Source organism: uncultured Cyclobacterium sp. (genome assembly GCF_963977555.1).
Taxonomy (GTDB): Bacteria; Bacteroidota; Bacteroidia; order Cytophagales; family Cyclobacteriaceae; genus Cyclobacterium.
Map to the genome: position 1 here is coordinate 629,558 of NZ_CAXBPD010000001.1, position 20,737 is coordinate 650,294.

The 20,737-nt window shown below is 37.1% G+C and carries 14 protein-coding genes; all 14 read right to left on the reverse strand.

What is annotated here, in order from left to right; translation table 11 throughout:
* Positions 1-3: 3 nt before the first annotated feature.
* The 14 genes from AAC073_RS02330 to AAC073_RS02395 all read right to left on the reverse strand — a co-directional run bounded on the left by AAC073_RS02330 (position 4) and on the right by AAC073_RS02395 (position 20,077).
* The gene (locus tag AAC073_RS02330) at positions 4-1,317 is read right to left on the reverse strand and encodes a TolC family protein (RefSeq protein ID WP_339922219.1); all 1,314 of its coding nucleotides are present in this window, start codon (positions 1,315-1,317) and stop codon (positions 4-6) included.
* Between the two features lie 72 nt (positions 1,318-1,389).
* Positions 1,390-2,760 carry a HAMP domain-containing sensor histidine kinase gene (locus AAC073_RS02335; protein ID WP_339922220.1) on the reverse strand — a complete coding sequence of 457 codons (1,371 nt, stop codon included), beginning with the start codon at positions 2,758-2,760 and terminating at the stop codon, positions 1,390-1,392.
* On the reverse strand, positions 2,757-3,443 hold the full coding sequence (locus AAC073_RS02340; protein WP_339922221.1) for a response regulator transcription factor: 687 nt from the start codon (positions 3,441-3,443) through the stop codon (positions 2,757-2,759). Before AAC073_RS02340 ends, AAC073_RS02335 begins: the two co-directional genes overlap by 4 nt.
* Before the next feature lie 612 nt (positions 3,444-4,055).
* Positions 4,056-4,373, reverse strand: coding sequence for a hypothetical protein (locus tag AAC073_RS02345; protein WP_339922222.1), 318 nt, complete (start codon positions 4,371-4,373; stop codon positions 4,056-4,058).
* A 49-nt stretch (positions 4,374-4,422) separates the two neighbouring features.
* Positions 4,423-5,232 (reverse strand): alpha/beta hydrolase, encoded by an 810-nt coding sequence (locus AAC073_RS02350; RefSeq protein WP_339922223.1) that lies wholly within the window; start codon positions 5,230-5,232, stop codon positions 4,423-4,425.
* A 429-nt stretch (positions 5,233-5,661) separates the two neighbouring features.
* Positions 5,662-7,935, reverse strand: a complete 2,274-nt coding sequence (gene katG / locus AAC073_RS02355; RefSeq protein ID WP_339922224.1) for a catalase/peroxidase HPI — start codon at positions 7,933-7,935, stop codon at positions 5,662-5,664.
* Between the two features lie 477 nt (positions 7,936-8,412).
* Complete coding sequence (locus AAC073_RS02360) at positions 8,413-9,834, reverse strand: POTRA domain-containing protein (protein ID WP_339922225.1); 1,422 nt, start codon at positions 9,832-9,834, stop codon at positions 8,413-8,415.
* Positions 9,827-10,201: a BlaI/MecI/CopY family transcriptional regulator gene (locus AAC073_RS02365; RefSeq protein ID WP_339922226.1), complete on the reverse strand. Its 375-nt coding sequence runs from the start codon at positions 10,199-10,201 to the stop codon at positions 9,827-9,829. Before AAC073_RS02365 ends, AAC073_RS02360 begins: the two co-directional genes overlap by 8 nt.
* Positions 10,202-10,536: 335 nt before the next feature.
* Positions 10,537-12,333: a hypothetical protein gene (locus tag AAC073_RS02370; RefSeq protein ID WP_339922227.1), complete on the reverse strand. Its 1,797-nt coding sequence runs from the start codon at positions 12,331-12,333 to the stop codon at positions 10,537-10,539.
* Between the two features lie 208 nt (positions 12,334-12,541).
* Positions 12,542-12,952, reverse strand: a complete 411-nt coding sequence (locus AAC073_RS02375) for a DUF1761 domain-containing protein (RefSeq protein WP_339922228.1) — start codon at positions 12,950-12,952, stop codon at positions 12,542-12,544.
* Positions 12,953-13,016: 64 nt separating this feature from the next.
* Entirely contained in the window at positions 13,017-13,844 is an 828-nt protein-coding gene (locus AAC073_RS02380; RefSeq protein ID WP_339922229.1) for a helix-turn-helix domain-containing protein, read from the reverse strand.
* 60 nt (positions 13,845-13,904) lie between these two features.
* A complete protein-coding gene (locus tag AAC073_RS02385) occupies positions 13,905-15,479 on the reverse strand; it encodes a hypothetical protein (protein ID WP_339922230.1) in 1,575 nt (524 codons plus the stop codon).
* 952 nt (positions 15,480-16,431) lie between these two features.
* Entirely contained in the window at positions 16,432-18,621 is a 2,190-nt protein-coding gene (locus AAC073_RS02390; RefSeq protein WP_339922231.1) for a 2OG-Fe(II) oxygenase, read from the reverse strand.
* 142 nt (positions 18,622-18,763) lie between these two features.
* A complete protein-coding gene (locus AAC073_RS02395) occupies positions 18,764-20,077 on the reverse strand; it encodes a hypothetical protein (RefSeq protein ID WP_339922232.1) in 1,314 nt (437 codons plus the stop codon).
* Positions 20,078-20,737 lie beyond the last annotated feature (660 nt).

Below are 20,737 nucleotides of genomic sequence, written 5' to 3' on the forward strand. Positions count from 1 at the left end.
ATTTTATTTAATCAAATCTGTTCCAACAGTGTAGTTTAGCTCTTCTGCTTTCTCAAGTGCATTTTTTGCCGCTTCCAGAATGATCTCTTTATTCACCAAATAAGCCTCAAGAAAATCAAGGTATTCTAGCAATCTGATGTTTCGACTGATATAGTTATTAGTGTAGCTTGTGAGTAAACTATCCAATTCCATCTCATACCCTGCTTCTATTTGATCGAGAAACTGAATGGCGGCATAAAGATTTTTATAGGCAAGTGAAACTTCATTTTCTATACTCAAATCTTTATGGTGGACATGAATTCGGGATTGCTCAATCCCTATTTTTGCTGCTTTGATGTTTCCCTGATTCCGGTTAAAAAAAGGCAAATCCATCGTCAATCCAAAGCCTACGAAATCCTTAATGAAATTTCCTCCTCTATCATAATTTACACCAAGTGCGATATCAGGAATTCGTTTGGCCTCCTCATAAGCTTTTAATCTGGTATTGTATGCTACATTCAATTCAGCTATTTTAAAATCTGCACGGTTTTCCCTTGCCAGATCAATTAAATCACCAAAAACTATCTCCTCGAACTGCTGAACATCTAATAAATAACCATCCTCAGTAATTTTCAATTGTGTGGGGGCTGGTAATCCCATCAATAATTTCAATTCCTTTTGTACCTCATTTACCTCTGTATTTAATTCATTGATATGTTGAGCAATTTCCAACTCGAGGGCCTTAAGCCTAATGTATTCGCCTTTAGGAATGTTTCCTTGCCCTACTTGCTTTTTATAGGCTTGTGTGAGTTGACCTATTGAGGTAATTTGAGTTTGATAGACCGCTCTACTGAATTGCAAATATTGTAAGTTAGTCAGTCGATTTCGAAGTTCAATTTTAAGATTCCGCAACAAATCTTCGAAATATTGTATGGATTGGTCCGCTGTTACCTGCTCCAATTCCAAAAGTTTTTTGCGTTTTCCTGCGGTAAGAATGAGTTGCTCAATTTGAACTCCAAATTGCTGGTTTCTGCCAAAATCCCCATTCGAATAAAATGGCGGTAAAAAACCATCCGCGCCAGCATGTTCAATTTGAGATTGTGTAGCCCATAAATTGACCTCACTGATTTCAATTGTCGGATTGGGCCATAATTTAGCTTGCAATACCATCGCCTCGGCTTTTGGGATTTCCAAGCGTTCCGCAATAAGTATTAGGTTTTCTTTTAGAAAAACAGCTTCAGCCTGTTCCCGACTTAAATTTAGGGTGTCCTGTGCCTTTGTGAGAAAGGGCAATGATAAAAGAATGAGAATGAATTTTCCTGACCTAATAATTTCCATTATAGTACATCTAGTAATTAAGATGCAAAAGTCAGCACAACAACCTTAAAATGACCTTAAGGTGGATAAAATTTAGCTTAAAATAAAGTTTAGTGTAAAAATGTTAATGTTATGGGCTGTGTTTGAATAAGTAATTGTGGAAGAATGAAGTTCCATAATTTTCTTAGTAAGGATAAGCCCGAGACCCTGGCCCATTTTACCTACACTATTCTCGCCTCTGAAAAAGTGATCAAATAGGTAATCTTGTTCTTTTAGGGTAATTGGTTTGCCTGAGTTTATTATTTGAATTTTCAATTGATTTTCTTCGGAACAATCAATCAATATTTCAGCTTTTGAATTGTCACTGTAGGTTACACAGTTAACCAGTAAGTTTTGTATAGCCTGACTGATTAATGTTTGATTCATTGAAATGATAAGTTTGTTTTCATTTACTTCATGATGGGTATAATTTACTTCAAAATTAAAACCTGGATAAATAACCTTAAGTTCTTCAATAATATCAAAGAACATTTCGTCAATACGCAATTCTTGTTTATTTATTTCTTGTCCAGATTCAATTTTTGAAATTTCAAGCAACACATTAATAATACTACCTAACGATTTTGCTTTTACTATTTGACTTTCAATTTTAGGCTTAACTTCTTCAATTTTATCATAGTTATTTATCCTTTCAAGTTCGGAAACCAAAACTGAAATAGGCGTTTTCAGCTGATGTGAAATGTGATGGATCGTGTGCTTTTGAAATAGAAACGCTTCATTAGTCCTTTTCAACAACTCATTAAATATTCGCGTTAATTGTGTCAACTCATAGGAGGATGTTTCTATTGCCAACTCACCAAATTTTTCCTTGCCAGCCTCATATTTTTTCAGATTTTCTGTAAGTTCAGTAATTGGTTTGGAAATATTACTGGATAAAAACCAGGAAATCAGAATCACTACCACTGTTATAAATAAAAAAATCCCGATTAGAACTATCCTTAAAAAAGCAATTTTGGTGTAGCCAAAGGCATCAAATGCCTTACTAACAGCATAATAATCTCCATCGCTTGTTACTACATAAACACCGATTAGGTCATAATTTTCTTCTTTGGTTTCTACCCATTTTTGACTAGGAGAAAGTTGATTGAGAATACTTTCTGCTTTACTAATATCCAAACTATCTAAACTGGCAAAAATAAGGCTTTTGTTCGAGTCATAGACAAGTAACTTCTCATCATAAAAATCATTAATATCCTGCTGGTCAATCAGAAAAGAAATGGTTGCGCTTTGCTGTTTAAAATTTTCAATCAGTTTAATGGTTGTGTGAATTTTTTCATTCTGGTGTTGTTGAAATTCTTCTTCCCTGTATTCATAGAACAATACATAAATAAGGACAAGTGAAACGGCTGTCACGAAAACTACAGTAGTTGAAAAATAAATTAATATCTTATTCCTTATTTTCATTTTAGATCGAGATAGTATCCGTATCCCACCTTGGTTTTTATCGTTTTTTTATCGAAAGGTTTGTCCAACTTATTTCTTAAAAAATTCACGTATACCTCTATAGTATTTGTATTTGCATCAAAAGAATTACCCCAAATTTCTTTAATCAGATCAGCTTTTGATACAATTTCACCTTTTTTTTCTATTAATCTTCGGAGAACTTGATATTCCCTGGGAGTTAAACTTATTTCCTTTCCTTGCCTGAAAACTTTTTTTTGACTGTCGATCAGAGTAATGTCATCTGCGGATAAATGAGAGCTATTTTCAGAAGTTAAATCATTGCCTTTAAACCTTTTGAAGAGAGATTTTACTCTTAAAATAAGCTCTCTCATGTAAAAGGGCTTGGTAAGGTAGTCATCTGCTCCGCAATCAAAACCATGTATCTTGTCCTCTAATTCACCAAATGCAGTTAGCATAATAACCGGAGTAGAAGTATTGTATTGCCTAAAGTCCTTACATAGATCAAATCCATTTTTCCCAGGTAGATTGATATCCATTACAATACAATCGAAATTGTGTTTTTTCAATATTCTTTCTGCCAATCGTCCCTCATAAACACATTCAGTATTCAAATTTTCAGCTCTCAGTGCATCACTTATATTCTTACTCAAAGTTGGGTCATCCTCTATAATTAATACTTTCATAAATCCAAAACTAGTGAATTAAATACTTTAGGCTAAAGAACGTCTGTAAGAATACAATCATTATACACTTTAAAACCATGATGGCTGATCAAAAGTTTTAAAGTTATAAAATTCATTGGCCTTTTAATGCATAGGGTTGAATAAAACCTTAATAATTGAAATATCCAACCAAAAATAAAATTAGATATGAGAAAAAATGCCGGCAATTATACGATGTATTATTTGCCATTGAGATAAAAAGGACTCAAAAGACTCTCAATTACGTCTAAGATTCAAATAATTTATTTTTCATAACAATAATAATGTTAGCGGAAATAATGTAGCTCAAATTAACACTTTCGGTTGTACTCACCATTGAGACTCCCGAGATACAAAAATAATAGCCTCAGGGGCTGGAATCAAATATTTATTGTTTCACCCGTAAAAATTGATAAATTTAGGAGGCCATCCCCTGATAATAACAATGAGCACACCACGATTTTCGCAGTATTGTCCTTTTTTTTAGGATCAATACTAATAAATCTCTACCAGTGTTAGCTACTCTAAGTCATTTTACTAAAGTCTTAGGATCCATTTAAATCAATGTTGCGATTTAGCCATAGAAATAGACAATTAGGTAGTTTTATTTTTGTCTTTAATACCAATACTCTTACCTGAACAACATTCATTGAAAATAGTAAGTGCTTTGATTGTTTTTTTGCTCTTTTCATGGGCTATGTCAACCAAAGACATTAGGGGGCTTCGCAAGGGAAATGTAGGATTATTTGAGTAAGCGGATACAAAAACCTTTTCAAGTACTTTTCCTGCAATCGGGCCTTTGTGCACTATACTTAGAATTTTACCATAAACCGGTGGCGCATACATATCATAGAGTTCAGGAGTTAGTTTGCGTTTACTTTGTTTATTCTCTTCCTCTTTATCCGGTGCCATATTAATTTATTTTAGATAATCTCTGAAGATACGAATTATCCCATTTTAATCAACTACTTAACTCTTTTTCCAAAAAATTTCTAATGGCATGCGCCGTATCTTTTGGATGGCTCATATGTGGACAATGGCCTTTGGCATCTATTATTTTTAAGGTATTATTTGGAACATTCTTGTGGATGTATTGTCCCACGGACACAGGTGCTATCATGTCATCTGAACATTGAATGGTTAGGCTATTAACTGGAATTAAAGGAAGGTCTTGCCTATTGTCTGACAAAAAAGTCACCCTGGCAAACTGCTTCGCTATTTCAGGATCAATAGAACAAAAACCATCAGCCAATTCACTGGTAAGTTCCTTCCCGTTTTGGGAATCCATTATGTTCGGAGCTATAGATCTGGCCCAACTTATATAGTCTTCTTCCATAACCTCCATTAAGGCATCAATTGTTTCTTGGTCAAAACCGCCTTTGTAATCTCCTTTACTTATATAACATGGCGAAGGACCTATGAAAACAAGTTTTTCAAAAACATCTGGTCTTTTAATGGACACCAAAGCTCCTATTATACAACTAACTGAGTGTCCTATAAATATTGCATTTCTTAATTCCAAGGCATCACAAATCTCAGTTATATCATTTGCATAGCCATCCAATGATGAATATTTTCGGGAATCATAAGTAGCTAAATCTGATTTCCCAGCTCCCACATAATCAAATAAAATTAGCTTATACTCTTTGGTGAAAAAATTTACCATGTACTTCCAGGCATTCTGATCACACCCGAAACCATGGGCAAACAACAATACTTTGGTTCCTTCGCCAAAGACATTTATATTGTTTCTTTTCAAAACATCCGTCATATATGAATAAGGGTTTATTATTTTAAATTATTAATAATACCTCGTTTAAAAATGTAATATTTCTCCAGGTCAAACTCCAAACATTAATGAAGGATTCAGCTAAATTATTAGCGTGGTATTGAAGACCAATCAAAGTTATGAATTAACTGGATAATAATTTTAAAACATTAAAGACAAAACTCGAAAACCTCATTACAAAGTGCTAAAACTTTAATTATAATTGAATAATCCTTCCATCATTCAATTATAAACTACTATTGAAAATATGGCCTGAGTAAAGGGTGAATTTCTCCATAAAAAAATCAGCAATTTATCTAATACATTCAAAATCAATTCCTGAGATAGTTAAGGCTTATGAACAATAACAATGAAAAGCGGCTTCGATAAATAACCGAAACCGCCTATATTTTTCACGCAGTATCCTGGGCTTTAATTCAAATCAAACCTATCCGCATTCATTACCTTTGTCCAAGCCTTTACAAAATCATTTACAAATTTCTCTTTGTTGTCGTTTTGCGCGTATACTTCAGCATAGGATCGCAGGATAGAATTGGAACCAAAAACCAAATCCATTCGGGTAGCAGTCCATTTTACCTCGCCAGACTTACGGTCGCAGATATCATACAGCCCTTCACTCTTAGGTTTCCATTCGTTGTCCATATCCGTTAGGTTAACAAAGAAATCGTTGGTCAAGGCACCCTCATTGGCTGTAAAAACACCATGTTTCGTATTGCCATAATTTGTTCCTAGCATCCTCATGCCTCCAACAAGCACGGTCATTTCAGGCGCAGTCAAACCCATAAGCTGTGTACGATCGAGCATTAGTTCTTCTGAACTGACTACGTAATCATTTTTGCTATAATTCCGATACCCATCTGCTAATGGTTCCAAAGGCTCAAAGGAGTCTGCATCGGTCATTTCATCAGTTGCGTCACCACGTCCTGTGGAGAATGGAACTGAAATGTCAAAACCAGCTGATTTAGCAGCTTTTTCCACGCCCAAGTTTCCCGCTAATACAATGGTGTCAGCTATACTGATTCCATATTCAGAAGCGATAGGCTCAAGAACAGCCAACACCTTTGCTAAACGCTCTGGTTCATTACCTTCCCAATCTTTTTGAGGAGCTAAGCGAATTCTGGCTCCATTGGCTCCTCCGCGCTTATCAGAATCTCGAAAGGTGCGTGCACTGTCCCATGCAGTGGCCACCATTTCTCCTACAGATAAACCGGCCGAAGCAATTTTTTCTTTAACTGCACTTACATCATAATCTGAAGTTCCGGCGGGGATCGGGTCTTGCCAGATTAAATCTTCACCAGGTACATCAGGGCCAAAATACCTTACCTTCGGCCCCATATCTCTATGCGTTAATTTAAACCAGGCCCTTGCGAAAGTTTCGGAGAAGTATTCATGGTCGTTCATGAATTTCATGCAAATCTCTTTGTAAATAGGATCCACTTTCATGGCCATATCTGCATCCGTCATCATTGGATTATGTCGGATCGAAGGATCTTCCACATCTACCGGTCTGTCTTCCTCTTTGATGCTCACAGGTTCCCACTGCCATGCTCCGGCAGGACTTTGGCGTGGCTCCCATTCATGATTGAACAACATCTCGAAAAACCCATTGTCCCATTTTGTTGGATTCGTGGTCCAGGCACCTTCAAGCCCACTTGTTACTGCATAGCGACCTTTGCCTGTTTTATTAGGATTTCGCCAACCCATTCCTTGATCTTCTATTTCCGAAGCTTCAGGTGCCGCACCTAAAATACTGGCATCACCATTGCCGTGTGTTTTTCCTACAGTATGTCCTCCAGCTGTTAAAGCAGCCGTTTCTTCATCATTCATTGCCATCCGCGCAAAGGTTTCACGAATATGTGCAGCTGTTTTTAATGGATCTTGTTTTCCATTAACTCCCTCCGGGTTCACATAAATTAGCCCCATTTGTACTGCGGCTAAGGGATTTTCCATGGTGGAAGGGTCTTCCACATTGTCATATCGTTCATCACTTGGAGCCAACCATTCTTTTTCTGCTCCCCAGTAAGTGTCTTTTTCAGGATGCCAGATGTCTTCTCTACCAAAAGAAAAACCAAAGGTCTTTAAGCCCATGCTTTCATAGGCTATGGTTCCTGCTAAAATAATTAAATCAGCCCAACTGACTTTATTCCCATATTTTTTCTTGATGGGCCAAAGCAGTCTTTTGGCTTTGTCTAAACTCACATTGTCAGGCCAGGAATTCAAAGGGGCAAAACGTAAGTTTCCTGCGCCTCCACCACCACGACCATCAGATATTCTATAGGATCCAGCCGAGTGCCAAGACATACGAATAAATAATCCTCCATAATGTCCCCAATCTGCGGGCCACCAATCTTGACTGTCCGTCATCAAGGCATGCATATCCTTTTTTAAAGCCTCAACATCTAATTTTTTTAGTTCTTCATGGTAATCAAAATCTTGACCTAAAGGGTTTGTTTTTACATCATGCTGATGCAAAATATCAAGGTTAAGTGCATTGGGCCACCAGCTCATTACGGATGCTTTGGTAGAGGTATTTCCTCCATGCATCACCGGACATTTACCAGCCGAACTGCCATTTGAAGACGATTGATCATTGCCTTCAGCAATGGTTACACCTTCGTCTTGATTGGGATGGTGTGGGCATTTACTATCGTCCTCTAATGATTTTGGGTTTTTGTTATTTTCCATTTTTGAAAAGGTTTATTATTTTACAATCTAATACAAATTCCATTTGAGCCTTTGCTCATTCAACCGATTAAATAGTATTCCTAACACTTTTTTTACGGATTTGTTTTTAAACGAACCCTAATGGTAAACATTCAAGAAGTGAATATTTAAATCAGAAGCCGAGACAATCAACCAAATTAATCCTATTTGGAGAATGAATCGAAGTGATTAAATAATACTTCCCTCATTAATCAGTCTTAAAAAGCATTTCAAGGGAAAAATCGGTTAGCTGCTCATTGTCAATTACAAAATAGTAATTTATTAAAGAATTTTAGCAAGAGAGCTAAGAAAAAATATATCTCAAGGTGAAAGCTAAAAAATCATTATCGATATTTTTTTCTTTTAATTGTAGTCAATGGTAAAAATAGCCACTCCCTGATCCCAAAAAAAAGCGGTAAAGGGATAGTTGATGGGAGTGGCTGTGGCTACTGGTACTCGTTAAAGCTCTACCACTTTAAATTCAATATCGACCGTTCCTTCGCTTGGATTAGGGACAATATTAGGAATAAGCTTTTGTTCCTTAAAGAGACCTGATTCATTGATTCTCTTTTGAGAAGACGCCAATTTACTCCTGCTAAAAAGTTCACCCTTCACAGTATCTACCATTTTTAGGATTTGCTCAGTTGGCACCTTTTTGTTTCCACTAATTGAAACATTATCAATAACTGAAACCTTACCCTCAAAAATGTCAAAAGTAATGTCAACTTTATTTCCTATGATTTCTTTTTTCATTTCTACAGTGAAGTAAAGGTAACCTCGATCCATAAATAAAGAACCTAGATCACGCCCTTCTGGCCGATAGGAAAGACTTTGATTAATTCCTTCTTCATTGAACATATCCCCTTTTTTAAGGCCTAAATACCCTGACAAATAATCATCGGAGTAAAGTGAATTCCCTTCCCAAGAAATATTTCCAATAATATAAGGAGTACCTTTGGGCGCAAGGTTTTCCTGTGATCCGGAATTCTTTGGAACAAAGGAGAATGCTGCCAATAATAGCATTAGACATGGCGCTACCAGAATGTACCGCAAAGCAATACGCTTACTGTGTTTTGTTTCATTTAGCATAATGATTCGTTTTTTAAAAGTGTTCATTGAAAATTGATGTGTTAATAAATTGCTCCTTTTGTTTGAAGCTAGTTTTAATATAAGCTTGGAATAACTTTCAGTACTTCCATTAAATGCAGCCGCTTTTGCATCTGCATAAAACTCATGGACATTATTAAGCTCCTTTTTAAGGAACCTTAAAATGGGGTTAAACCAACATATTAAAATAGACACTTCCATTAAGAGGTTATCGAGCGTGTGGCGCTGAGCAATGTGTGTTCTTTCGTGTTCGATTACCTGAGAAAATTCTTCTTCTGAAATATTTACTTGGTTTGTATTGATGAAAATATAATTCAAGAAAGAAAAGAATGAAGGGCCACTATTTAAATGAATGACTTGGGTACCGTTCTCCTCGACGGATTTATTTTTTTGGATAAGTTTCACAAGCATTAAAATGCCACCAAGGAGTTTCCAAAATCGGTAGGTAAATCCAATCAGATAAACTATACTTAAAACGATCATCCACCAATTGAAATTAATGGAGCTAGCAGGAATTGGCATTGTACTGTCAGGGACAAGAGCCAATTCTAATTGTTGAACCCTCTCAAAAATGGAATATGAGTTGTTAAGGACAGGTGCATTCCAGATTGGAATTGTTAATACTGGAACAATAAAACTTAGAATAGTAGCTGACAATATCAATACTCTATTGGCTTGAAAAAAAGGAAGGTTACGAAAGACACCCACGTAAAGCAGCCCAAACAGGAGCTGACATATGGTAACTTCTGCCAAGTAAACAAACCAGCTATTCATTTTCCTTGCTTTTAAACTTTTCAATAAGGGTTGAGATTTCGGTAATTTCTTTGTCTGTGAGTTCATTTTCTTTAGCCATAAATGAAACCACATTATCAAAAGAACCCTCAAAAAAATGAGACACTATATTTTTCAACAATCCCTTTTTGTATTTAACCTTAGAAATGGAAGGCCTGTACTCATGAGTCTTTCCAAATGCCTTGTGTTTCACGTAGCCTTTGGTTTCCAAAATTCTAATAATTGAAGATACAGTGGTATACGGTGGCTTGGGTTCTGGAAAATTCTCAAGGACATCATTTACAAAACCTTTTTCTATCTTCCAAAGAATCTCCAATACTGCCAACTCTCTTTGTGTCAATTCTTTCATAAATCAAATATATAACGTATACTTGAGTTATACAACTCAGACATGTGTTATACAACGTTAATATACGTTAAAGTACTCTCCAGAAGTAATACTCATTGATTTGCAGCCAAATGATGATTTGGTTGGTTAAGCAGGAGCTTTGAAACCCTCACGGATGAATCTAGATACCGTCTAGTTTGATTTTAAATTACTTTATTTCGAACTCACAACGATTGTTATACTCAAAGTGAATTAAAGCTATTTTTACTTTTTAAAAAAGAGATAACCATGACTGAAAAGCCCCATTTTAGAGGCATTTATAAAATGCTTATTTAAGAAACAAGCTCGGTGCTGGCTTATTGAAAATTCACCTGAAGCTCCTGATTTATATTCGTTTCAATGGTAATGTCAGGATTTTCGTTGTCCTTGTAAAAGATTTCCTTTGGTGTTTTGAAGCCACGGTCAAAAATAAACACCGGGTATTTGCCTTTGATCGATTCTGCAGGAACAGCAGCCACTTCCATTTCTCCTTTATTTTTGGTAAAATACCCCACAGCGATCTCTTTCCATTTGACCTCAGATCTCCCACACCTGTTGATTTCCGTACCTTTATCGTCGAAAAAAAGGATGCTGTAATAGTCTTTATTGTCGATACGAGAAATCGGACGATCATAAATGGCGACCAATTCTTTCCCCGGTAAATCCAAACTAAATTCTCCTATCCCAGTGGCAATAGGAGCTCCCATTCGATAACCTGCCAATAAATTTTCGGAATTGGAAACTGCCGGATTAAGTTGGAATTTTCCACCTTGATTTTCAGGGAAAATCGGAGCATTTACCTGAGAAAAAACCGTAATTATTTTTTCCTCCGCTTTGATACTGCCATTCAAATCATCTTGGAATTTAAACCAATCTGCATAGGCTGTATAATCTTCCGAAACATACCAGAGTTTCACCTCATTGCCTTTCTGATGATTGATCGTTGTATTTTCAAGCTCGAAAAATACACATTGCAAGACAATCTCTTCTTTGACATTGGAAAAAGAATTGTGGCTAATCGTGTTTCCTTCGGTGTTGATTTTAATTCCTATAGTGGAATTTTCAATGGTATTGCTATCTATTAGGTTATAAAAAGCATAATCCCGGCCCTCATCTGTAATGTCATTTCTTGTGTCTCTACCCATTCTTGACCCAATGTGAATGGCTACAGAATAGCCATCAAAATGATTGTCACGGATAATATTATTGTGAGGCATCTGCTCCCTAAGGTTATTGCTTTCCCCCATGTTTCTAAACATGGAAATGCCAATTCGTCGCTGTGCTGCTTGTATTTGGGATTTTACAAACTTATTGTTGCTAATTTCACTGTCAAAAAAAGTGTCTCCGATAAAATCCCCATAGGAATGTTGATTTTGACTCAAAGTATTGTCCCGAAATGTATTCCCAATAAATTGATTGCGGCGACTTCGGCTTCCCGAATAAATGGCCCCATAGCCATTCTCAAAGAGCTGGCAGTTCTTAAGAAGCGTATTGTACCCATTGGTATAAAAGCCAACACGGTTTCTGGCAAACACACAATTTTCAACAATCAAACGATGTTGCTCCTGATCGCCAGTTCCATTGATTTTAATGCCCCGCTTCCATCCCATAAAAGAAAAGTTCTTTATTTGTGTAGGTTGGATCCCCGCTACTTCCGGAAGGTGATAAAATATGCCCCGAAGTTCGCTTCCTTCTGTCCAAGGCGCTTTCTTTAGGGCATACAATTCCTCAAGAGGAAGACCTTGTTCTTTGGTTTTTAAATCCATAATCAGACCATTCCCATCCATAAAAATTCCTTGTTTAGAAATGGTGAACAATGATTTATTGGTAAACCTATCGCTAATTTTCACTAACCACGGAGTATTCCTTAATTTGAATTTAACGGAAGTATTTACATCAAACTGCCGAATTAACTCTCCCTTATTATTGTACCAATCCACCCAACGCTCAGTATTCCAAGGATCAAAATCTCCCTTACCATCTTTTAGTACTTCTTTTATATAAAAAACACTTTGGCTTGGCTCAAGTGCAACCTTTGTACCTCCATTTTGGGCAATACTGGAATTATAGCAAAATATAATGGTTATGGTCAACAGAAAAGAGCTAATTCTCATAAGGTTATTGGGTAAAATTTTAATAGAATATGAAATCACTGAGCTTGAGTGAAATACATCTAAAATTAACCTAATTAAAGTTCTTCTCCAATAAGTGTCTTGATCGGGAAATTTGAACAATCCTACAATATCAAGTCCAGCAAATAGAAAACACCGCTTACCACCTAAGGCATTACCGTCAGAAAAAAAAAATAAATTCAGCCTAATTTCACCAAGCCCCTAGAATTCCTCCCATCAAGGTAAGAGCCACAATACAATAGCCAGCATTGATTAAAAATGCTTTGAAGGATCGATTTTCAAATAAATACAATATCCCCAAAAGGGTGGCTACCCAGCCTAAACCTGTCATGAATCCTGCCATCAAACCATAAGCCATGTCGGCATTCGCTCCAATAAACAAGGCGAGATTTAAGGCGGCAATAAAAGCCAGTAAAAGAGATAAAGAGAATACTTTAGGCATATTTCTAGTATTCAAATCCGTCTCTGTAAATCCAAAGGCATGCCTCCAGGGTTTACCAAATAATGGGCCATACCAAATCCCTCCTACCAAGAAGGATGATATTGAAGCCACAATGACCGATAACCAATTGATGTTTTCCAAGGCTGATAACATATCCATAACGTATTGTGTTTTTTGTTCTTTACAATACTACTGGTATTTGAAATCCTGAAATAGTAAAAAATTAACCTTTCTTATTCAAAGGAAAAAAATTGGTAGCTTCTTGAAAACCGTATTGAATAAATTTCTGCGGATTGATTCCTGAAAAATGCTTGAATTCCTTAATAAAATGCGATTGGTCTGTGTATTCAAACTGGTAGGCTATCTGAGCCCATTCGATTTTTTTAGATTTAAAAATTTGCTGCAAAATTTCATTAAAGCGAAGCATGCGTTGATAATATTTAGGGGTCAAACCCACATACTTTTTGAATTGGTCTATCAGGTGTTTTTGGGTTTTTGGGTAGCCCTCAATTATCTTCAAATAATGCTCCACAGGCTCATTGTGTAGTTTTTCCAAAACGTTCAATAAGTCTACCGGAGGGGTTTTATCCTGACGAAATCTTTCTAGTAGCCAATTTTCTGCGCTTTGAAACTTTTCTTCAGACGTTTTTCCATTAAAGATTTGCTCTCTTAAATTAAGTATTTCTTCTCCAAACAATTCCTCAGCATTAATGACCATATCATTCAAGTCCTGCATAGGAAGGTGGAAAAATGGATAGCCTCCAAAAGGTTTAAACTGGATCACAAACAATTCTGAATGTTGGTGAGCTGAAATTGAAATGTAATTTTTTTGCATACCCGACACCCAAACTTCCTTATATGTGGCGATAGGTTCTAAAGTAGCATTGTCATAAGTTTTTCTTTGAAAGCAATCCAACTCAAAAATTATAAATACATGCCCTGTGGGAACCACTCTTTCAATAGAATGGTCAGGCATAAAATCCGTTAAGTGAAATATCGCCTCAACGTATTGATTTAATGTTTCTTTGAGTAGATGTCTTTCAAGTGGCATTGTTGCTAATGGTTTGTTGTCCTTACCAATATAACCATTCCTAAACTTTTGCCCGAAAAATCACTCAATTTCTATTTTCACCAGTCTCTCTTTAAAAAATTTGGCAGCTACTCCTACATAGGTGTTATCTCCTACTCTTGATATGGTACCAGGAACCAACCAAAAACTCTTCAATTCACCACCTTTTCTAGATTTCAATACGGTTTTAGAACTTATTTCCCCGTCACTATTTATATGACCTACATGAATTTCTTTCTTTAGGGGCTCATTGTAAATAAAATAAATGGTGCCATTTTCATACATTTGGTAAATCCCATTCGTATGCAGAGTAATGTCTTTTTGGCGTTTGTTGAAATTTTGTATCCAATTGATCTCACCATTTTCTGAGATATTGGTAAATTGGAAATCTTCATTAACATGATACAGTTTACCATTATAGGTATAGGCCTGATAATACTCTGAAGACAACGTAATACTATTGTCATCATTGACAAATATCGACTTGATGTAAGTATTGGAAGGAACCTCCATCTCCTTCCCCTTTTCAACTTTTCGTTTGTCTTTACCTGTTAAGTAATCCTCACTTTGGTATAGAAAATCCACTTTATTTTCATCCGAAAATGGAATGAATTTTTCATTGTCTATTGCCAAGGTAAATGGGTTCAAACTCTGAACAAACATCCCATCAATTTGCCTAAGTTTTTTATCATTGGAATAATAACCAACCAGTCTAACATCTTTGTTCTTGTCCTGAACCAGTGACATTCTCAAGAGGTATTTGTCTGTGTTTTTCAAATAATTAATAACGGGGTCATCAATTCCCCTATAAAATGAATACATGAAGTGCATAAATTCATTGCCCCCTTTTACTATATCCACCTTACTCAACATATTAAACACCCCTTCATTAGAAAGGCGAACATTACCATTGCTATTTAAGGATTTTATAATACCATATAATTTCGTGTCCTGCCCTCCCTTTTGGAATTCAGGTATACTAGTATTCATTTTCCATTCGGAGTTCATCGAGGCATCGAAAACCTCAACATATGCTTCAGACCCCTCATTGCTCCTACTGCCTACAAAGGAGAAAACAGCAAATTTGCTATTGTCCTCAGAAGGGACAATACTATAGCTTGATCTTCTGTCCAGCTTTTTGTCTAGGATGGGCTGTTCGGAAACCATAATCGGCTTTCCAAAAGCCAAGGTTTCCTGGTCCAGCTTTTTCCTGAACAAACGGTTTTTATCATCGGATTCATCTGAATAAAACAACCAAATTCCCTTACTTTTGTCTTGGTAAAAAAACTCAAAGCTTTTGTCATTGGCCTTATTCATGACAGTCATTGGAATGTCCTCTATTTTCCTACTTTTTTCCAGTACATAGTCTTTGCTAAATTTTTCAACAACCAACACCCCTTTGGTACCAACACCAACACCATATAATGAAAAACCTTTGGAAATGGCTCGCAATAAAAAATATCCATCTTCTGCCGTACCTATGACGCCAATTGTACCAGTTAACAGTCCTCTTGAAGTAGGATCTGTAATTTCCACGTTTATCGTTTTCTCTTGTGCAAGCAAGTCAAGATTTAGTGCCAAAATAATCAATGCCACCAGGTAAAATTTTACTTTCATTTTCTTAATATTTTTGTTAAAAATTATTTAAAATAACACGCTTTTAAAAGTCAAAAAATCCAGCTACTTTATTCATAAAAAGAACCAACAGCTACAATTCCTTATACTTCACTCATTCCTACCTTTTGCTACCTCCTACGCTTAAGTAATATTCACATCTTAATTAAAGCCCACACCAATCAGACACTATCAAATCTATTTGCTGAAAAAGTAACAGAAAGCAAAACTAACAATTAAATTATTTTTAAACCAACTTTTTTGTATTTTAAATGTAAAAAAATGTTTTATAATAAATTTGTAGGCAAATTTTTTTAGCGGCATTGATATAAATAAGTTAAAATCACTTGTCTGGCCTATGATTAGCTAAGTTTAAATAGCTCATGATGCAGAAACTTTTCAACTCTCAGCAAAGCCTCTGACTGGTCCCTAACTGGTCGAAGTGTAGCGAAGCGTAACTTAGCCCCATAATGCCGAAAGTTTTCAACTTTCATCAATGAAGCAAACATCCTCCCCTTCGCATAGTTTTTTGGAGTCATTTCTGGTATTATGATTTGGCTAAAGCCACAGAGAAGAGAAAATCCATACCATCCCCCAGCTGAAGCTAGGGGCTATTGATAAAGAAGGATGGTATCATTTTTAAGCATCTTTGCCTGGCTCCTTCCGTACCCCCGGCGGCTGAGCGGAGTCGAAGCCATAGGGTAACGAATACGTGATACCAACTTCTCCCACAGGACTTAGGTGCCAGTAAGCCAATTGATAAAAGAAATAAATTCAATAGGAATGGGCTTCAACCCATTATAGGGAAATATTGTATCACCTGGCTTTAGCCAAAAATTAAAAGTGAAATGGGTTCCTCCAAATAATACCCTGAATTATTTTATTGATCAGTTATACCCGTCCGACTATTTTTCTAAACAATTCGGAATATAATCGGTAAATTTCGGTGGATCGTTTAATTCACCATTTTCTTGACCTGCTCCAATAATACAACATCTTCATACCATTCCCTGATCTGTTTTTCATATGCATCTTCCGTTTTGATCAGGCGCAGTGTATGTGGGGAGCCTTTCCGTATGGTTTCTGTTCGAAGGTCAACCGTAGCATCTGCGATAGCATCTTCCATTTTCGTTCTTTCCTCTTGATTTTTGCGGAAATCAAACACCTGCTCAACAGGAGATTCTAGAAAAGACTCCAGCAACTTCCAGATTCTCAGGTTTTTTTGTTTTTTAGGTACTGGCCGTGACCAATTGGAAGGTGGTTGTGGTTTGTTGTCGACCCGATATTGTAAATTCTCTTTTGTAAAGGAAAGAAGGGCTTTAGAAAAGCTGGTGTCCAATTCCGGATTAAGGACCACCGGCATAAGAACTTCATTGATGTATTTTCTTTCGTTATTTTCGCAAAGTAGTGCAACCATCCGATCAACCCATTCTTTATGCTGGGGCAGCAATTTTTCAATATTTAATAGAATTGTCAGGGCTGTGCCATTCACCAGAGGCTTTTCCTGCCGTTGAGCAGCGTTAGAGAAATATTCGGGTAAAGCCTCCATTTGGGAGGCTGGAAGATTGTTACTATTGGATATGTTTGTCAGTTCCATCAGAATTTCCAGAAGGTGGTGCAAATGGGATACATTCCCTTGTTGACCAATCTGTTTGAATAGTAGCTCGAAATGCCTGGAAGGATATGTTGCTACGAGCTTTACCCAATAATCTGGTTGGATTTGTTGAAAGTAACGTTTAAGTAAGGGATAGCCCAAGGTTTTAAAGGTAGTTTCATCCCTGGATCCTGTAACCCAATCAGCAATAACATGGTATTGGGCTTTAGGCGCTGTACCTTGCGCATTTAGGACACCTTTCAGGATTGACTCGCAGATCGCTGTTTCTTTCCCGGAGAGATGTTTCCTTTTTGTATTGTAATACCCAACCCATTCTAGCTGATTGGGTATATCCTCCCTCAGCAACATCTCCTCTTGGTATTCTTTGGGCCAAAAAACTACTGCCCCATAATGGTACCAGTGCATCAGGTCGGGCCCATAATTTCCCATGTAACCCGTGTTTTCCTTTTCTACCGGATCCCCATCATTCAGCTTAAAAGTGGCCAGCAATTCGTCCTCATCCACTTCGATACTCCTAAGGGGAGGTGGGCCCTCCTCTACCCAATGCTCAATAGAGACAATGCCGTCATACACTTCACCCATTTCCACATTATCATCCGGTGTTTCATCCCAACCATATCCATCATAAGCCGGAATTCCGGATAATTGAGAAGTGACCAGGCACATTTTGGCATAATACCCTGCATCAGCTGCCGCCCGGACCAGTGCCTGCGCCCTTGCACGGTCGTTCAGTTTTAACTGGTTCTGTGAAAAGTTTTCAGGTGTGTATTGGTGTCCCAGCAAAACAATTCCAGGAGAAAAAGCCCGATTACCTGCACCTGCCTTTAAAATGGTGGCTAATTTCGTTACATGTTCTGAAAGCGGTTCCAGGCGAATTGCCTTTGCAGATGTTTTTTGGATTAGGTTATATACAAGACATACCCGATAGCCTTCTGTCAGCGGTTTGATTTCGTGTTCGCAATCTGCATAAAACGCTACATAGGGTATCCGGGAGTTTCCTGCCTCCTCTGCGAAATTCACACTTTGTTCTTCTCCGTCAAAACGGACCAAGAGTTCACCACCACTATGTTTTGAGGGCAGCCCAATAATCAATGTTCCAAACATCCCTTTCTCCTTTTCAGTGTCCCTGTGGGAAAGAAAGAAATCCCCTTTTTCGTAAAGCAGCATTTTATAAAGACTGGCTTCTACCTCAAAATCTTCAATACCCAACTTTGGTTTGATGGTGTTCAGTGCATTTAGCAAAAATTTATCCCATTGATGCCCAATAAACTGCAGTTTTTCAGCCTCAATCTCCCAGGCACTCCGCACGGTATCATCAATAATGGTTTGGTTACCTTTACCGAAAGGTGCTTTTTCTGCGGCCTGAATCAATGCATTGGCCTGTAGTTCGTTGATGGGATAAGCAATTTCTCCCTGTCCTAATACTGAAAGACCGGGAAATACAAAAGGGGCTGAGTGAGTGGTGACAAAAGAGCCATTACCTTTGATCAGCCAAAGGCAATCTAACAAATCGGAACCAAAATTTCGCATAGGAACGGAAAGAATTTAAAGTCAAAAATACAGAAATCAATTGAAAAAAACTTCCTGATTTGGTTAGTATTAATCGCCTCTTTAGGGGAAATAAGGAGGTTGACAAGGTTGATAAAAAGATAGTCCTAAAATTCCAGACACCTTATTCCCACATTCGGGAACAATCAATGCAATAGGCAATCTCGCTATTAGTAGTATTGTTCCCATCTAAAATAAAGGAGAGTTTCTTCTTGCCTTCGCCCGTATTTTCTACTTCAAGTTTAAACTCGAGGTATCCGTCTGTATCTCGTTTGGGCAAACTCCTGTTTTCTTGGTGCACTTCTATCCATTCCTCTCCATCAAAACTGTTGTACGTGGTCAGCTTTAAATTATGGGCTGCTTTCGATAGGTTTTGAACGCGCACAATGGCATATATTTTATCATTTGAGGTGAATGGGCCATCAGAAGAAATACATCGATAGCTTTCTCCACTTTCATCTACACTTCTACACAATTCTATACTCGAGAAAGGATTGCTCAAAACAGGCGCACCAAAAGGAGTCACCATAACAACATAATCTTCGCTGATTACTAATTCCCCTTTTCGGGCTTCTAAGGTGTACTTCATTGTTCTTATTGGGGATACTATTTTATCTCCAAAAGCGGTTACCGCTTCACCATTTAAGCTGATCTCCTCTGCTTCATACACCTCCCATGACAATTTACTGCTTTGTCCTCTGCGAATGGTACTTCGATTTGAAGTGAACCTGCCAATCACAGGATCGATAGAGACATTTATGGTAAGTGATTTGGTCTCCAACTTCACCGGCTCCCCTTTTACAGCAAGAGGCGATACCATTAGCGTATAGGTCGTGGTCTTGTCTACCATAACATTTATACTTCCCGATTTTCTTACCTGCTGGAATTTCTCTGAACCATGCTCCCCCAACATAACCTTTGATGCATTCTCCGTTTGCCAGGATATCTTAACAGAATCGCCCTTGTTAACTTTGTTTTCGCTTGAAGAAAATGAGAGAACCTTTACCGGCAGGTCAAAATTTAGCCATGATTTTTCAAACGAATATACTTCACACAATATCAAATTCCTTGATGCCATCATGCAGACCTTGATGCTTTCACTAGTGAATGCCTTCGTATTTGGACGTTTTGTAATAAGTAGACCCACCTGGTTAATTCCGGATTTCAGCGGTATTTTTTCAATCTCTAGCTCTTTAAAATTCGAGCCACCACCACTCTCAACCGGAAATGCATGAATGAAAGTATCATTTGAACCAGCCTTTCCGGTATAATTGTATTCAACATTCACCTGAAGCTGATTATCAGAAATCTCCACTACTTCTAGAATTTTAAGCTGCGATGCATTACTAGCCTTTTTAGATTGTGCAATTGCATTATGAAGGGATAGATTTACAACCATGAGAAGGGCCATGTGTTTTATTGCACTAAATGAACTCATTGGGATATTATTTTTAATAAAAACTTTGCTAAATAACTATCTAAAAATATTTATTGTGTCAATGATAATTGGCGCGGTTAAACCAATTGTAAGCATTGCGCAGAACCATAGATATGCTTTGTGCTTTATTTTCTAAAAACACCTTACTCCTAATATAGACAATATGTTACAAGTACCAATAGCCCTGACAGTAAATCTGTTAGATGATAGTACAAATACCCTTTTCCTTTAACAAATTACATCCAATTTGTTTATGTGCCCGCTTAAAAACAGGGCAACATTAAATGCTAAAGTAAATAAGTAATGAAAATCCAGATACCCTGCATGGTCAATTGTTAGCAAAACTTAAATAGACCATTAAGGCCTAAAGTTTTCAACATTAATCAAAAAACAACTCAATAGGAATGGGCTTTAGCCCATTTATAAGCAATATCGAGCCATCTGGCTTTAGCCAAAAATTAAAGGCAAAATGGGTACCTAAACAATATCACCTATCCCATAATTTAACCGATAAAAACATATCCGATCTGCCTCAATAAATGAAACATTGGGCTAAAGCCCCAAAAAAAACCAATCACACCTACCCTCCCCCAGCTAAAGCTAGGGGCTATTGAAAAAGAAGAATGGTTTCATTTAAATATGTTTTTGCCTGGCTCCTTC

Coding starts and splice junctions, on each gene's coding strand:
- AAC073_RS02330 (WP_339922219.1), bottom strand. CDS start 1,317: ATGGAAATTATTAGGTCAGGAAAATTCATTCTCATTCTTTTATCATTG.
- AAC073_RS02335 (WP_339922220.1), bottom strand. CDS start 2,760: ATGAAAATAAGGAATAAGATATTAATTTATTTTTCAACTACTGTAGTT.
- AAC073_RS02340 (WP_339922221.1), bottom strand. CDS start 3,443: ATGAAAGTATTAATTATAGAGGATGACCCAACTTTGAGTAAGAATATA.
- AAC073_RS02345 (WP_339922222.1), bottom strand. CDS start 4,373: ATGGCACCGGATAAAGAGGAAGAGAATAAACAAAGTAAACGCAAACTA.
- AAC073_RS02350 (WP_339922223.1), bottom strand. CDS start 5,232: ATGACGGATGTTTTGAAAAGAAACAATATAAATGTCTTTGGCGAAGGA.
- katG (WP_339922224.1), bottom strand. CDS start 7,935: ATGGAAAATAACAAAAACCCAAAATCATTAGAGGACGATAGTAAATGC.
- AAC073_RS02360 (WP_339922225.1), bottom strand. CDS start 9,834: ATGAATAGCTGGTTTGTTTACTTGGCAGAAGTTACCATATGTCAGCTC.
- AAC073_RS02365 (WP_339922226.1), bottom strand. CDS start 10,201: ATGAAAGAATTGACACAAAGAGAGTTGGCAGTATTGGAGATTCTTTGG.
- AAC073_RS02370 (WP_339922227.1), bottom strand. CDS start 12,333: ATGAGAATTAGCTCTTTTCTGTTGACCATAACCATTATATTTTGCTAT.
- AAC073_RS02375 (WP_339922228.1), bottom strand. CDS start 12,952: ATGGATATGTTATCAGCCTTGGAAAACATCAATTGGTTATCGGTCATT.
- AAC073_RS02380 (WP_339922229.1), bottom strand. CDS start 13,844: ATGCCACTTGAAAGACATCTACTCAAAGAAACATTAAATCAATACGTT.
- AAC073_RS02385 (WP_339922230.1), bottom strand. CDS start 15,479: ATGAAAGTAAAATTTTACCTGGTGGCATTGATTATTTTGGCACTAAAT.
- AAC073_RS02390 (WP_339922231.1), bottom strand. CDS start 18,621: ATGCGAAATTTTGGTTCCGATTTGTTAGATTGCCTTTGGCTGATCAAA.
- AAC073_RS02395 (WP_339922232.1), bottom strand. CDS start 20,077: ATGAGTTCATTTAGTGCAATAAAACACATGGCCCTTCTCATGGTTGTA.